This window comes from Bacteroidota bacterium, from assembly GCA_038746285.1.
Classification (GTDB): Bacteria; Bacteroidota; Rhodothermia; order Rhodothermales; family JANQRZ01; genus JANQRZ01.
Window position 1 is genome coordinate 1 of record JBCDKT010000077.1, and the last position, 13,995, is coordinate 13,995.

Consider the following 13,995-nt stretch of genomic DNA (forward strand, 5'->3'; position numbering starts at 1 on the left):
ACGCGCCTCGCTGCCGAGTAATCATTCCCTGTGGCGGGAATAGGTATGTCGGCGATTCCATACCTCGCCTCGAGACCCTTGCCAGGGGTAATCATTCCCTGTGGCGGGAATAGGTATGTCGGCCTCACCTAATAAGCGCCTCACTGCTCGGGTCCTGAGTAATCATTCCCTGTGGCGGGAATAGGTATGTCGGCCCTTGACACTTCTCACACCCCACACCCCCGCTGTAATCATTCCCTGTGGCGGGAATAGGTATGTCGGCCGCGTTCTAACAACTCCCACGTCCCAAATCTCGTAATCATTCCCTGTGGCGGGAATAGGTATGTCGGCGGTAGCAAAGGATCACACTCATAAGTCGAACTGGTGGTAATCATTCCCTGTGGCGGGAATAGGTATGTCGGCTCCCAACACTCACACCCCTCCGGCTATGACCTTGTAATCATTCCCTGTGGCGGGAATAGGTATGTCGGCCGCTTCAACGCTTCGAGCGTAGCAGTCGATAAGTAATCATTCCCTGTGGCGGGAATAGGTATGTCGGCCCAAGACTGCGATCGTAACTGGCGCCTCCAGGGGTATGTAATCATTCCCTGTGGCGGGAATAGGTATGTCGGCGGCATTCAGATGGCCCAGGAGCGCGCTCCACGCTCGAAACCAGTACGTCAAAGAGCAAAGTGACTACGGCGACGGGCTAGAGCGGCCCGTCGCCGGCTCTAACCTACGTAGGCATTCCGTCTCCCGCGCGCGTTCGGAGTGCCAAGCGGGACCCAAGCACGCTGCCAGACTGCTCGCCTGGATTCTTTCGTGCTCGGGTGACAACCGGCTCGTTGAGCTCGTAGACAAACGAGTGTCACCCCCCTCCCTGCCCTACCTACATACAGAGGTCGGTAGCTACCGATCCGCCCGTTCCCGCGCAGTTCCGGTCGCTACGCGATGTAGTACGGCACGTCTTGGACGACGCCGCCACTGCCGATAGTTCGGACCCGCGCGACGGCCCGCCCATCGAGCGAGTAGCACCGGACGGAGAACGTCCCATTTGCGCGTCGGCTTCGTTCGGCGAGCCCTTCGACGAGTCGCTCGGCCTCCCACCGGTCGAGGGCGCACTCGAACACGGAATATTGGACGCGCTCGCCGTAACCCTGGAGGTAGCGCGCGACCGCGCGGCGGTCCCGGTCATTTTCGATGTCGTACGACACCAGGAGCACGAGGGCGGGTGCTATCGCCATACGAACGGGCGGTATCGGTCCTCCCCCCGGACCCACCGGGCCATCGCTCGGGCCTGGAGGTCGAGGCACAGTCGGTACGGGTACTGTTTTTTGTGGACCCGGTGGAGGTACGGGCGCCGCATGACGCCCTCGAAGGCAGCGAAGAAGACGCGGCGGCCCTCGGCGTTGAGCCAGACGCCGCCCCCGGCGACGTTCTCAAAGTGCTCGGTGCGGAGCTCGCGCCGGTTGACGAGGCCGAGCGCGAGCGCGTCGACGACACACCGGAACTCCTCGACGAGGTCGGAGGCGAGCGCGGCGTGGCCGGGGCTGACGGCGTGGAGGAACCCGACGTAGGGGTGGAGACGGTGGGCTCGGGCGAACGCGTGCTGCTGGTGGTAGAGGAGCGTGTAGCCGAGGCTGAGGACGGCGTTGAACGGGTCGGCCGGGGGGCGGCGCGAGCGGCCGGCGAACCGGAGTTCGGCGGGGCGGACGAGGAGGGCGAGCGCCTCGAAGTAGGCCCGGGCGGCCGTGCCTTCGAGGCCCCGGACGGTCTCGACATCGTGGGCGTCGGCCGTGGCGGCGGCGGCTGAGAGGGCCTCTTGAGCGAGTCGGCGGACGTCGGCGGCACGGTCTGGCCGGCGGTCGGGGTTGGCGAGGTGACGGCTGAGGAGGGCGACCTGGTTGCGAATCTTGGCCCGGACGACGACGCGGGCGACCTCGGTGGCGGCGGCGGGGTCATCGGCCTTGCGGAGCTGCTGGGTCTCAACGCGGGCGTCGGCGTAGCCCTCGGGCTCGACGCGGCCGAGGAGGCGTCCGCCTGAGCTGAGCAGGAAGACCGGCGTGCGCGTCCGGGCGCAGTGGGCCTGCGCGCCGGTCGTCATCGAGCACGGCCCGAAGAGGAGGACGCGGTGGACCTTCTCGGCCGGCGCGCTCAGTAGCTCCGTCGCCTCCGCGCCGGTGGTAGCCACCACGAAGCGTCCGGCGTTGACGGAGACGCGGGCGCCGGGGGCGTGCACGTACAGGGTGCGGAGGGAGGCGGAGGCGTGGCGTGGACGGGGCATGTTGCGGGCGGCGCGTCGTGTGCGGAGATGGGCGGGGGAACGGCGGCGGGGCGGGCGCCGAGCGAGGCGGCCCCGGGGGAGCCGGTGTCGAGCGGGAGGTCGAACGGGGTCGGCCCCGGCGTGTAGGCGAGGGCGGACGCTGGATCGGGCGCCGGCGAGGGCACCGGTGACGTCCACCCGGCGCCGAGGTCGAAGGCATCGGGCTGCACGGGCGCGGCGGGGCCTGCGACGGCGAGGTCTATGGGGCGGTCCACATGCGGGCTGGGAGGCGGCGGCGTGGGCGTCCACGGAGCGTCCCACGGCGACGGGGCCGAGGGCGTCGGCGGCGGTGGCGGGTCCTTCTCGATCTTGCGAGGGCCTGCGGGTCCGAAGCGGTGGCCGAGGAAGCGGAACCCCTCGGCGTAGGTGGCGACGTGGCTCTTCTCGGCGTTCATGGTGAGGCCGAGCGCGCGGGCCGCCGCCGACGCGAGGTGCGCGGCGTGCTCGGCGTGGGCGGCCGACGGGGCCGGGCACGCGAGGTCGTCGCCGAACCGGACGAGGTCGACGCCCTGCCGCGCGAAGGCCCGGTCGAACGGGACGAGGTAGAGGTTGGAGAGGAGCGGGGCGATGACGGAGCCGGCCGGGACGCCGGCCCCGCCGGTCATGGGGTCGCGGAGCCAGGCCTGAACGAGCCGGACGACGCGGCCGTCGCCGGCGACGGCGTGGACGAGGCGGAGGAGGCGCTCGCGGTCGATGGTCTCGAAGAAGTCTTTGACGTCGCCGCGGTAGACGTGGGACCGCCCGCTCTTGCGGTAAGCCTCGACGGCGCGGACGGCGTCGAGGTGGGACCGTCCTCGCCGGTACGCGAACGCGCTCGGGAGGAGGAGCCGGTCGACGGCCGGGCGGAGGGCGAAGAGGGCGGCCGTCTGGGCGATCCGGTCGCGCGCGGCGACGAGGAACACGGCGCGCGCGCCGCCGCCGCTCTTCTCGACGCTGATTCGGCGGAGCGGGCGGGGGGTGTAGGCGCCCGAGATCAGCTCGTGCTGGAGTTGTCGGAGGTCGGGCTCGCCGAGGTCGTCGGCGCGCTCGCCGTCGGAGCCGACCGTCGGCCGGCGCTCCTTGACGCGCCGGAGGGCGCGGGCGAGCGTGGGGAGCGAGGCGAGGTGGTCGAACATGGGAGTCTGGGGGTCTGGCGGTGGAGTGGCCGCACGGACAGGAAACCGGACGGGGTGTCGTGGCACGTCCGGTTTCCGAGGCGCCAGGCCACTCTGAGCGTGCACCGCCCCTCGTCCATGACTGCCCTCGTCGTCGTCGTTGCCCTGCTCCTCGGGTTCCGCGAGGCGGCGGGGTGCTTGCTGCGCGTGCTGGCGGTGGTGGCCGCGGCGGTGGTCGTGCTCGTCGTCCTGGCGCTCGCGCTGGGGTGGGCGCTCGGGCACGGCCTCGTCGACGCGGCCGCCGACGTCGACCTCCGGCTGCTCGTGGACCTCCTCGCCTCGCTGCTTTGATGGCCCGCTCCGCCCTCCCCCCCCGCACGACGTGGGTCCTTGCCGTCGTGGTCGTCCTCGCCGGGTGTGCGCCGTCGCCGTCCGGCGGGTCGATCCCGGTCTCGCCCGTGGCCGAGTGGGCCGGCGGGCTTGCAGGAGCGGCGGCGGGCGAGCGGTACGGGGCAGGTCGGGCGGCTCTGGGCGATCGGTTGACCGCGCGCGTGGACCGCCGGGCCGACGCCGTCGCGCGGTCGGTGCCTGTGAGCGCGCGGGGGTCCGTGCGCTCTCTGGCCGACCACCTGTCGGCCCACGCCGGCCCGACGATGCGCGGACGGACGCGGGCGGCGTTCCGGTTTGTGGCCGACCACGTGGCGTACGACGTCGCGGCGGTTCGGAGCGGGCCGCGCCCCTCGCAGCACCCCCGGGTCGTCCTGGGGTCGGGGTCCGCCGTGTGCGAGGGGTACGCGCGCTTGCTGGTCACGCTGCTCGACGCGATGGGCCTGGAGGTGGCGTACGTGACCGGCTGGGCCGACCTGGTGGGTCCGGGCGGCGGCGGGGGCCACGCCTGGGTCGCGGTTCGTCTCGCCGACGGGTGGTACTTGATGGACCCAACGTGGGCGGCCGGCGGAGTGAACTCTGGCGGCCGGTTCGTGCGGCGGTTCGACGCGGCGTGGTGGCTGGTGTCGCCAGAGCGGATGGTCCGGACGCATCGTCCGTTCGACCGGCGGTGGCGCCTTGGCGCCTGAGCCGTTCGGACCGCACGGCGTCACCGCATGGCATCTCGTTCCCCTGGTGCCCCTGAGCTTGAAATGGACCTGTTGACGATCGGCCTAGATTTCCCGCCCTGTGCGCCGACGGGCGTTCGCCTCCACGCCGTGGGCCTCGGCGAGGTGGACGAGATGCTCGCCAGGTACGGCCCCGCCTTCGACGGGGTGCTGATCGCGGCTGGGCTCCCCGGGGCGGAGGCCGCTGTCGCGGCGCTGCTGCCTGGCGTGCCCGTGGCCGTGGTCGCCGCTGGCGGCCTGGGGGGCGGCTCCGGGAACGCCGACCGGGCCGTAGTGGAGATGCTGACCCGGACGGGCGCCGTAGGGCCGGGGCCGTTGGTCGGGGGCGGGGGCGTCGCCGACGGGACCGCTTGGATGCCGAGTGAGCGCAGCGTGCGGTCGGTGTCGGCATGGCCGCTGGCGGCCCTGGGCCGCGTGGGCGGGCCGGTGGGCCAAGCGCTCGCTCGGTCGTGGCGGGCGACGCTCGCCGACGTGGTCGGGCGGCAGACCGAGGGGTGCGGTGTCGCCGTGCGGTATGTGGTCCGGGGCGGCACCCTCGGCGTGGGCGTCGTGGTGTGGGGCGAGGGCGTCGAGCCGTCGGAGGCGGTCGGTCGGCGGGAGGCCTTGGAGCGGGCACTGGCGCCCCTGTTGGCGCCGACCAGGAGCGACGCGGAGCGGCCGTACGTATTCGGGCGGCCGTCGGGTGAGCGGTCGGCCCTGTTACTCGGGGCCGGCGGCGTGGACCGGGCCGTCCGTCTGCGGGCGCCCTCGGCCGGAGAAATCATCGGGCAACTGGGACCGGTGCCGTGGGAGCCGAGCGTCGTGCTTGAGGGTGCAGAGGGGCTCGACCAGCCGACGGCCGCCGCGACTGCGGCCGTGGGGCCGCTCGTTCGCGTGATGCGGGACGCGGGGGTCGGCGGGTGCATCGAGGTGGCCGTCACGCCCGCCCCGTTGTCGGCGGCCGAGCGCGCGGCAGCGCTGGCGTTCGTGCGTGCCGTACGAGACGAGGGGAGCGCCGCCGTGCGGAGAGCGGTCGCCCGCGCGGCCCAGCTCGCGGTCGAGGGCACACGGACCCTCCGGGTGCGGGTGACGGCCGCGGGCGAGGGCAGCGTGCCGGAGGCGCTCCTGGTGGAGGCCGCGCGGGCGTGCGTCGGCGACCCTGCGACGGTAGACGCACTTGCGGTTGAGGTCGAGCGTGGAGGCGGGGCCGTGTGGTTCGGCAACGCAGACGGTGGCGGTCCGCTGGTCGAGCGGGCGCCCCCAGACGAGGCCGGGCGGCGGTTCGCGCTGCCCGTGCCCGAAGGGCGCGGGCTGTGGGGGATGCCCGTCGCGCCGCCGCCTCTGCCAGCGGCGCTGCCCACGCACGGCGTCCGGATCGGAACGGTGGTCGACTCCTCAGCCGGTGGGGCCCTGGTGCGACTGCCCGACGACGCGCTCCGTCGGCACCTCTACGTCGTCGGCGCGAGTGGGACCGGCAAGAGCCAGTTCCTGGTGCACCTGGCGTCGCGGCGAGCCGCCGAGGGCCGCGCTGTCCTCGTGATCGACCCGCACGGCGACACCACGTCGCGCGTCGCGCGGTCGGTGCACGCAGCGGGCCGGGAGGTCGTTGAGGTAGACCTGGGCGACCCTGAGAGCCCATGGCGGCTGAACCCCATCGAGGTCGACCCCGCGGTCCCGAACGCCCGGAGCGTGCTGGCGGAGGCGCTCCTGGACCTGTTCGGGCAACTCTGGGACATGCAGGAGGCGGGCGGCCCCATGTTCGAGACGTACTTCCGGAACGCCCTTTACCTAACGATGTCGAAAGGAAGCGAACCGGGCACGCTGCGCGACGTGTGGCGCGTCTTCTCGGACGAATCGTTCCGGACAGAGCTTTTGCTGGGGTGCGAGGACCGCGAGGTGGTCCGGTTCTGGACACGGACGGCAGGCCGAGCCGGGGGTGAAGCGTCGCTCGAGAACATTGCCCCGTACGTGCTGTCGAAGCTGTCGCCCCTCGTCTCGAACGACGCGCTGGCACACCTGGTGGCTGCGCCGCGATCGACGCTGGACGTGGGTGAGTTGCTGGAGGGCGGGTCGTGCGTGGTCGTACGGCTGGACAAGGGGCGGCTAGGGTCGTACGGGTCGCGCCTCGCCGGAACGGTCCTGCTGTCGCGTGTCTTGCTGGCCGCGATGCGGCGCCCGAGCGACGCCGACGACGCCCTCGTGGTGGTCGACGAGTTCCAAAACTTCGTGACGCCGCAGATGGGCGAGCTGTTGGCTGAGGCGCGGAAGTTCAGGGTCCAGTTCGCGCTGGCGCATCAGACGCTCGCGCAGGTCCCGGAGCGGCTGTTGCAGACCGTGCTCGGGAATGCGGGCAACATCTGCGTGTTTCGGCCGGGCGTCCACGACGCGACCCGGCTGGCGCCGTACCTAGCGCCGGAGTACAACGTGGAGCGGTTGCTGGCACTCCCCAACTTCAGGGCGGCGAGCCGGGTGCTGGTGGCCGGGGCGCCGAGCGCGGCATTCGAGCTCAGGAGCGATCCACCGGAGTAGACCGACCTCGCGGGGGGTCGCTCTGAGGGCCGACAGCGCAGGCCCTGGAGCCTCGCGGAACGTGCTGGCCGCGCTGCATCCGCGCTCTGCCAGCAAGAGGCGGGACCACCGCCCAACGAGAAGAGATCAGGCGTCTGAGCGCGGTCGGCCGGGGATCAAATCGCGGCGGAACGCGCGGAGCGTCGAGAGGACGGCCGGGCGCATGGCGTCCTCAGCGACGCCTGCTGCCAGCTCGTCCTGGTACCAGGCGTGGACCTGCGGGGCCTCCGACGCCAGGCGGGCGACGGCGCGAGCGGTGAGGGCGTCCCGCTCCGCCTCGGGGAGCGCGGCGAACGCCTCGTCGAGGGCGCGGTCACGGGCCTCTCCCCTCTCGCGCTCCGCCTGCGCGGCCTGGGCCTTTCGCTCCTCGCGCTGGCGGCGCTTCTCGGCCTGTGCCTGCTTCGCTCGAGCCTGCTTCTGCTCGGCCTCTTGGACGACGGCGGGCGTGCCGGACGTGGCCGCGTAGTCGTTGCGGACGGCGTCGATGGTGAACGCGGCGACGCGGTCCACGGGTCGGGCCGTGTCCTTGCGGCGCGCGATCTCGCGCTCGACGTGATCGAGGTTGCGAGAGACGCGGTCGGGGTCGAACTCGGTCGAGAGGTCGAGGGCCTGGGCCTGGCTCAGCCCGAACGAAACGAGGCGGCGCTGGAGCGGGCCGAGGAGAGCGTCGGCGTCGGGCGCGAGGGCGCGGGGGTCGGGAAGCTCGCGGGGGAACTCGCCGACGGCCGACGCCTGGGCGGCGGCGCGGGAGGCCGAGCCGGCGAGGTCGAGCGCGAGCTGGTCGTTCTCCTGGATCGAGAACTTGAGGGCGACGACGCGGCGCTTCTCGCGCTTCCGGTCCATCTCGACGCGGATGTCCGAGTAGCGGTTGACCTCCTCGACGGCCGGTTTGAGCACGTCGCGGTTGAGGTACTTGAACTGGTCGTACTGGCCGGGCTCGACGCCGAGGAGGTCGCGCCAGCGGTCGAGGTCGATCCAGCCCGTCGAGCCGACCTTGCGGAAGCGGACGCAGTTCTCGTAGAGGGCGAGGGCGTAGCCCGACCCGAAGCGCTCCTGGACCGAGAGGTTGATCCGGGCGTAGATCTCGGGGTTGTAGAGCTTGCGCCGGAGGTCGGGGGCGTAGCGGCACGTCCCGTTTTTGACGACGGCCTGGGCGAGGAAGGTGGAGACGCCCCACTCCTCGGCGCCCTCTGCATCGAGGAGGTTCCAGGTGATGGTCGTGCCCGCCAGCGCTTCGAGCGCCTCGCGGAGGAGCGCGTGGTCGTTGGAGTCGAAGCCCGCGACCTCGGCGAGGGTTTGGAGGCGGATCTCGTGCTCGAACACCTCGGGGTTGGGGAGGTCCTCGTAGGCGCGGAGGAGGAGGACGTTCGAGACCTTCCGCTGAAGGAGCGAGAGCTGGCCTTTGACGTGGACCGCACCGACGTGTTTTTTCAACTCCCCACGTCGGGCGGGGAGGACCTCGGGCTGGACGGAGGCGCTCGGGGTCGGCATCGGGCTGCGAGAAGGATACGGCAAAGGTGATCTGCCGAGCCTCCACCCTCTCACCTGTTATCCACAGGAGCACTGATCCCGTAGAGGGTCACCTTTCGCTCTCCCGTGGACGGTCACCTTTGGCCGATTCGAGCCCCAAAGGTGAGGGTTTACGGGAGGGATCGGTCTCCCGTAGGCTCTCACCTTACATCCCGTAGACGGTCACCTTTGCTCCCGTAGGCTCTCACCTTTCGTCCCGCTGACGGTCACCTTTCCCCCCGGAACGCTGTGCAGCGCAGGGATTTGCCGGGCGCAAACGTATTTAAACTTCTTCTAAACCCTTTTAAACGACGACGAGTCCCGCAAACGGTCACCTTTCGCCCTCCCGCGCCGCGCGTAGGTGAGGGTTTACGGGATGGAGGGTGATGCCCGATTGGCGAGGCAACCGCCCTTGCGTCCCGTAAACGGTCACCTTTTGAGCGTGAGAGCGTCGCCGGGTAGCTTCGGGATCTCGCTGTCCACCCCCTCCCTCTCCCGATGCCAGGAGGACGTCCGATCACCCTCTTCTCCGGCTACGACCAGAAGGAGAACCGGGTCACGAACTACGCGATCCTCCTGCTCCGGATGCTCTACCGGGAGAGCCCGGCCTACCTCGCTGAAGCACTGGCGGACCTGACCGGGCGGGATCTAGGGTAGCAGGCAGAAACGTGTAACCACCTGCAAGAGGAGCGGGCCGCTCACCTCAGACCTGACCGCGCACGGACGAGCTCGGGCCGGACGTCGTAGGCCCCATAGAGCGTGACGTTCTCCCACTGCACCGGGCTCACGTGCGCCAACAGCCCGAAGTCCGGCGCGGCTGGATCGTCTGCGGCCTCTCCGACCACGCGCTCGATCTCCCGGATCTGCCAGTAGACGATGCATGCGAGGATCAGCGTGAGGCAGCTCGCCGTCGACGCCTGACGCCGGAAGTCCCGCTGGTCCGCCCGCCCCCGCTTCCCGTAGAACACCGCCCGCGCCAGCGCGTGGAACTCCTCCGACTTCAGGAGCCCGCGTCGGACCCGCCGCCGGAGTTCTGGCCGCCCGAGGTAGTCGAGGACGTACTCCGTCTTGACGAGCCGCCCGAGTTCGCGGAACGCGCGGTAGAAGTGGTTGGCCCCGCCGAAGGCGACGACCCGCTTCATGGCCGTCGACGCCGTCGTGTGCCCGGTGGCGAGCGAGCACACGAACCGCCCGATCCGGTCCCACTCCTCCTCGATCCACCTCAGCCGGAGCCTGCGGTCGCGGGCGGAGAGCATGGGCCAGAGCGGGCCGTACCGCTCGGCGTCGTCGGAGGCCCGGTAGACCCGCTGCTTGTGGAGGCCACGAATGCGGGGCGCGAACCGCTTCCCCAGAAGTGCGAACGCCGCGAACTGCACCTCGGTGTAGCCGTGGGTGTCGGTGTAGTGCTCGTCGATCTCGAGGTCGGACTCGTGGTAGAGCAGCCCGTCGAGGACGTAGCCCGAGTCCCGCTCGGCGCTCTCGATGGGCGTCGAGAAGTACGGCGCGTAGTTGTCGGCGATGAAGGTATAGAACTCCAGGGCGTAGTCGCTCATGCGGTGGCTGTACGTCCGCCTGAGCGTCTTCCGGGGGAAGAGGAACCGCTGGCCGTCCGACGACGAGGTCTTCCCCTCGCCCCAAACGCGGGCGGTGTCGAGGCCTGCGATCCCGTTCACGACGGCCGCGAGCGCGGCCCGGAGCGCGTCGTCGTGGAGGTGCCAGTCGGCGAGCCGCTTGATCCGGTCGTAGCTGACCCCGTCGGTGAGCTCCGCCATCGTCTGCGGCCCGAGGTTGCACCCGAACGCGATGAGCGCCGAGACGGCCTCGCACACGGCCTCGGCCGAGCGGTTGTCAACGCTCCCCGTGGGTGTCGTGAGGGGCCGGGTGAAGCCGAGCGCGTTGTCGACCTCGATCAGGAGGTCGGGAAGTCGGACCCGCCTCGTCCGGCGCGCGAGCCACGCCTTCAGATCCGCGAGCCGGGCCTCGCCGTCGTCGCCGAGGACGCTTGCCGGGTCGTAGGGGTCCGCTGCCCAACGATCTCGGACCGCGTTGTGCCGGCCGTCGAGCCGACCATCCGCGCCTGGATCGAGAAGGCCGACCCGGCCGCCGCCAGCGCCGACGCCGACCGCGACGAGCTGAGGCGGCTGCGCAAGGAGATCCGGCGGCTCCAGCAGGAGCACGACATCGGCGAGGCGGAATCGCCCGCCACAAAAGCCGCGGCCTGGTTTGCGAGGGAGACCGGCTCGATTGCGGAAGTAGCTTCCGCACCCGCAGGGCGTTCGAGTTCGTGAGACCGCACCAGGCCACCTTCCCCGTCGCGCTCATGGCCGACGTCCTCCGTGTCTCCCGGAGCGGCTTCTACGCATGGCGCGACCGACCTGCATCGGCCCGGGCTGAGCGCGACGCCGAGATCACCGAGGCCATCCGCGCCTCGCACGCGGCCTCCGAGGGCGCCTACGGCGCGCTCCGCGTCCACGAGGATCTGAAAGAGGCGGGGTTCCGTGTCGGCAAGAAGCGCGTGGCACGGCTCATGCGTGAGCACGGCATCGTCGGCGTCACCCGGCGCCGGGGGCCGACGACCACGACCCGCCGGCCGGGCACGCCGAAGGGGCCGGACCTCGTCGAGCGCGACTTCTCGGCCGACGCCCCCGATCAGCTCTGGGTGGCCGACATCACGTACGTGCCGACCGGCTCTGGCTTCCTCTACCTCTCGGTCGTGCTCGACGCCTTCAGCCGCCGGATCGTCGGGTGGGCGATGGCCGGGCATCTGCGGACCGAGCTCGTGCTGGCGGCGCTCGACATGGCCGTGGCGCAGCGCCAGCCCGACGGCGTCGTTCACCATTCAGATCACGGGTGTCAATACACGTCGCTGGCCTTCGGGGCTCGGTGCCGCGAGGCGGGCGTCCGCCCGTCGCTCGGATCGGTCGGCGATTGCTACGACTGCGATCTTCCTGGTGCCCGCTCTCGGGTGCCCTCGGGTGGGGCGGCCTGACCCCTGTTACGATCGACCACGGTGCCCTTGCGTTGACGTGTCGGCCGCCTCGCCGGGGGGATCGTTTGGCCCCAGCCCGCCGCCGTCGTGACCTCATAGGAGCCTGATCTCGACCGGAGATCTCGTCGCAGTCCTGTCCGCCAGGCTGGGGGCGGGGCCGTCTGTCCACCAGCGGCCGACGCCATGCCCAGCCTCCACCTCCAACGGACCGACGTCGTCGTCGGGGTCGACACCCACAAGGACGAGCACATGGCCGTCGCGCTCGACGGCATCGGCGGTCGGCTCGGATCGCAGGCCCTACCGGCCACGGCCGAGGTGTACGCCGACCTGCTCTCGTGGGCACGGAATCATGGCCGGGTCGTCGCCTTCGGCGTCGAGGGGACCGGGAGCTACGGGAGCGGGGTCGCCCGCTTCCTCCGCCGCCAGGGCATGAGGGTCTACGAGGTCTCCCGTCCGCCCCGCAGGGGAGAGCGGCGGGCCGCCGGGAAGTCGGACCTCGTCGACGCCGAGCACGCCGCGCGCGAGGTGCTCTCGGGCGAGGCGACGTCGATCCCGAAAACCGCCGACGGGAGCGTCGAGGTGCTCCGAGTCGTCAAGATCGCCCGTGACACGGCCGTCAAGGCGCGTACGCAGGCCATGATCACGCTGAAGTCCGTCCTCGTGACCTCGCCCGACGAGCTCCGGGCGGAGCTGGAAGGCTTGAGCGACTTCCGCCTGATCACCGCGTGCGCAGACCTGTCGGACGGCTCCACGTCGGACCCGGCGAGCGCGTCGCGCTACGCGCTCGGATCGCTGGCGGCGCGTTGGCTCGCGCTCCACGAGGAAGTCAAGGAGCACACGCGGCACCTCAAGCGGATCACGAGCGAAGTGGCCCCGCAGCTTACGGCTGCCTTCGGGATCGGCTTCGACTCGGCGGCCGAGCTGATGATCGCGGCCGGCGACAACGGCGAGCGGATCCGGAGCGAGGCGGCCTTCGCCAAGCTGTGCGGCGTGTGTCCGATCCCGGCCTCGTCCGGTCGGACGACGGGGCGGCACCGTCTCAACCGAGGCGGCAACCGTCAGGCGAACGCGGCACTGTACCGGATCGTGATCGTTCGGATGCGGTGGCACGAGCCGACGATGGCGTACGTGGCCCGCCGGACGGCCGAGGGCCGGACGAAGAAGGAGGTCATCCGGTGCCTCAAACGGTACGTCGCGCGTGAGGTCTTTGGTCTGCTCCCGAGGGCGACCGAGGCCCGCGCCAAGAATCTCGTGGCGGGGGCTTGACAACTATAGGAGCATCAACGCGATGTGCGAGAGCTTCTTCGCCACGCTCGAATGCGAGTTGATCGACCGGTATCGCTGGGCCACGAAGGCCGAGGCCCGGATGGCGCTCTTCCGCTTCATCGAGGGGTGGTACAACCCGCGCCGTCGCCACTCCGCGCTCGGCTACGACTCGCCCGCCCGGCACGAACAGAAACACCGTGAGGCGCTCGCCGCCTCATACTCCTAAACTGTCCACCAAAGCGGGTTCACTCCAACTCCACCGGCTCGCCGAGGCTGAGGTCTACTTTCGATGCCTCAGAGGAGCGATTGAGAGGGCACGCTCAAGGGCGTCCGCGTCGTCGACGCATCTTTCGATGCCTCAGAGGAGTGATTGAGAGCGGACGGGCCAGCCGGCGAGGCAGGTGGGGCCACTGGCTTTCGATGCCTCAGAGGAGCGATTGAGAGCGTCCGCCCTTTCTGAACCGGGCTCAACCCTTGAATCTTTCGATGCCTCAGAGGAGCGATTGAGAGCGTGCCGCCCTACGCCGTCATGGAGATGGCGGGCCATCTTTCGATGCCTCAGAGGAGCGATTGAGAGCGAAGCTGGCCGCCTCGGTGCAACCGGCGCTCGCCTACTTTCGATGCCTCAGAGGAGCGATTGAGAGAAACCACGCCCACGTGAGCGGCCCCTTGCCAACGATCTTTCGATGCCTCAGAGGAGCGATTGAGAGCGGCGAGGTCCGAGCGAGCCACGCGGCCCTCGACGACTTTCGATGCCTCAGAGGAGCGATTGAGAGGATCTTGCGGACCTCGGCCACCTCGCGGCGGAGCGGCTTTCGATGCCTCAGAGGAGCGATTGAGAGGAGCCTCGCAGACGACGACTGGCCGAAGCTGACCGCCTTTCGATGCCTCAGAGGAGCGATTGAGAGCGCACGACGCGCTCACCGCCTCGACCCAGACGGCCTACTTTCGATGCCTCAGAGGAGCGATTGAGAGGTCGCCCGCTGTCGTGAGCACGTGGAGGCCCCACGCCTTTCGATGCCTCAGAGGAGCGATTGAGAGCACTTCGGGCCACGCGGCATAACTTGCCCCGGATTTCTTTCGATGCCTCAGAGGAGCGATTGAGAGCACTTCGGGCCACGCGGCATAACTTGCCCCGGATTTCTTTCGATGCCTCAGAGGAGCGATTGAGAG

The 13,995-nt window shown here is 70.3% G+C and carries 11 protein-coding genes, 1 pseudogene and 2 CRISPR repeat arrays; of the genes and pseudogenes, 7 read left to right on the forward strand and 5 right to left on the reverse strand.

Annotated elements, in window-relative coordinates; translation table 11 throughout:
- The first annotated feature begins 17 nt into the window (after nt 1-17).
- A CRISPR array of direct repeats spans nt 18-612; the repeat unit is 36 nt; unit sequence GTAATCATTCCCTGTGGCGGGAATAGGTATGTCGGC.
- 311 nt (nt 613-923) lie between these two features.
- Genes cas2 through AAGI91_16545 form a run of 3 tightly spaced genes read right to left on the reverse strand, consistent with a single transcriptional unit; the run spans nt 924 to nt 3,417 of the window.
- Nucleotides 924-1,223, reverse strand: coding sequence for a CRISPR-associated endonuclease Cas2 (gene cas2 / locus AAGI91_16535; protein MEM1044217.1), 300 nt, complete (start codon nt 1,221-1,223; stop codon nt 924-926).
- Nucleotides 1,214-2,170: a CRISPR-associated endonuclease Cas1 gene (cas1, locus tag AAGI91_16540; GenBank protein ID MEM1044218.1), complete on the reverse strand. Its 957-nt coding sequence runs from the start codon at nt 2,168-2,170 to the stop codon at nt 1,214-1,216. The genes cas2 and cas1 overlap by 10 nt, the downstream gene beginning before the upstream one ends.
- Entirely contained in the window at nt 2,134-3,417 is a 1,284-nt protein-coding gene (locus tag AAGI91_16545) for a reverse transcriptase domain-containing protein (protein MEM1044219.1), read from the reverse strand. The genes cas1 and AAGI91_16545 overlap by 37 nt, the downstream gene beginning before the upstream one ends.
- A gap of 117 nt (nt 3,418-3,534) precedes the next feature.
- On the opposite strand from AAGI91_16545, the gene AAGI91_16550 reads away from it, so the two are divergent.
- From AAGI91_16550 to AAGI91_16560, 3 genes are all read left to right on the forward strand, one after another.
- Entirely contained in the window at nt 3,535-3,747 is a 213-nt protein-coding gene (locus AAGI91_16550) for a hypothetical protein (GenBank protein ID MEM1044220.1), read from the forward strand.
- Nucleotides 3,747-4,472, forward strand: coding sequence for a transglutaminase domain-containing protein (locus AAGI91_16555; GenBank protein ID MEM1044221.1), 726 nt, complete (start codon nt 3,747-3,749; stop codon nt 4,470-4,472). Before AAGI91_16550 ends, AAGI91_16555 begins: the two co-directional genes overlap by 1 nt.
- A gap of 63 nt (nt 4,473-4,535) precedes the next feature.
- Complete coding sequence (locus tag AAGI91_16560) at nt 4,536-7,019, forward strand: DUF87 domain-containing protein (protein ID MEM1044222.1); 2,484 nt, start codon at nt 4,536-4,538, stop codon at nt 7,017-7,019.
- A 126-nt stretch (nt 7,020-7,145) separates the two neighbouring features.
- On the opposite strand, the gene AAGI91_16565 is transcribed toward AAGI91_16560, so the two are convergent.
- Nucleotides 7,146-8,549, reverse strand: a complete 1,404-nt coding sequence (locus AAGI91_16565) for a RepB family plasmid replication initiator protein (GenBank protein MEM1044223.1) — start codon at nt 8,547-8,549, stop codon at nt 7,146-7,148.
- 516 nt (nt 8,550-9,065) lie between these two features.
- Here AAGI91_16565 and AAGI91_16570 point away from each other — a divergent pair.
- Nucleotides 9,066-9,224 carry a hypothetical protein gene (locus tag AAGI91_16570; GenBank protein MEM1044224.1) on the forward strand — a complete coding sequence of 53 codons (159 nt, stop codon included), beginning with the start codon at nt 9,066-9,068 and terminating at the stop codon, nt 9,222-9,224.
- Nucleotides 9,225-9,265: 41 nt separating this feature from the next.
- Here the strand turns inward: AAGI91_16570 and AAGI91_16575 are convergent, their stop codons facing one another.
- Nucleotides 9,266-10,744 (reverse strand): Tn3 family transposase, encoded by a 1,479-nt coding sequence (locus AAGI91_16575; GenBank protein ID MEM1044225.1) that lies wholly within the window; start codon nt 10,742-10,744, stop codon nt 9,266-9,268.
- A gap of 41 nt (nt 10,745-10,785) precedes the next feature.
- Between AAGI91_16575 and AAGI91_16580 the strand changes: the two genes are divergently transcribed.
- The 3 genes and pseudogenes from AAGI91_16580 to AAGI91_16590 all read left to right on the forward strand — a co-directional run bounded on the left by AAGI91_16580 (nt 10,786) and on the right by AAGI91_16590 (nt 13,048).
- Nucleotides 10,786-11,556 carry an IS3 family transposase gene (locus AAGI91_16580; GenBank protein MEM1044226.1) on the forward strand — a complete coding sequence of 257 codons (771 nt, stop codon included), beginning with the start codon at nt 10,786-10,788 and terminating at the stop codon, nt 11,554-11,556.
- Nucleotides 11,557-11,739: 183 nt separating this feature from the next.
- On the forward strand, nt 11,740-12,822 hold the full coding sequence (locus AAGI91_16585) for an IS110 family transposase (GenBank protein ID MEM1044227.1): 1,083 nt from the start codon (nt 11,740-11,742) through the stop codon (nt 12,820-12,822).
- A 16-nt stretch (nt 12,823-12,838) separates the two neighbouring features.
- Nucleotides 12,839-13,048 (forward strand): annotated as a pseudogene (locus AAGI91_16590) (integrase core domain-containing protein).
- Nucleotides 13,049-13,105: 57 nt separating this feature from the next.
- Nucleotides 13,106-13,994: direct repeats of the CRISPR family, unit length 29 nt; unit sequence CTTTCGATGCCTCAGAGGAGCGATTGAGA.
- Nucleotide 13,995 lies beyond the last annotated feature (1 nt).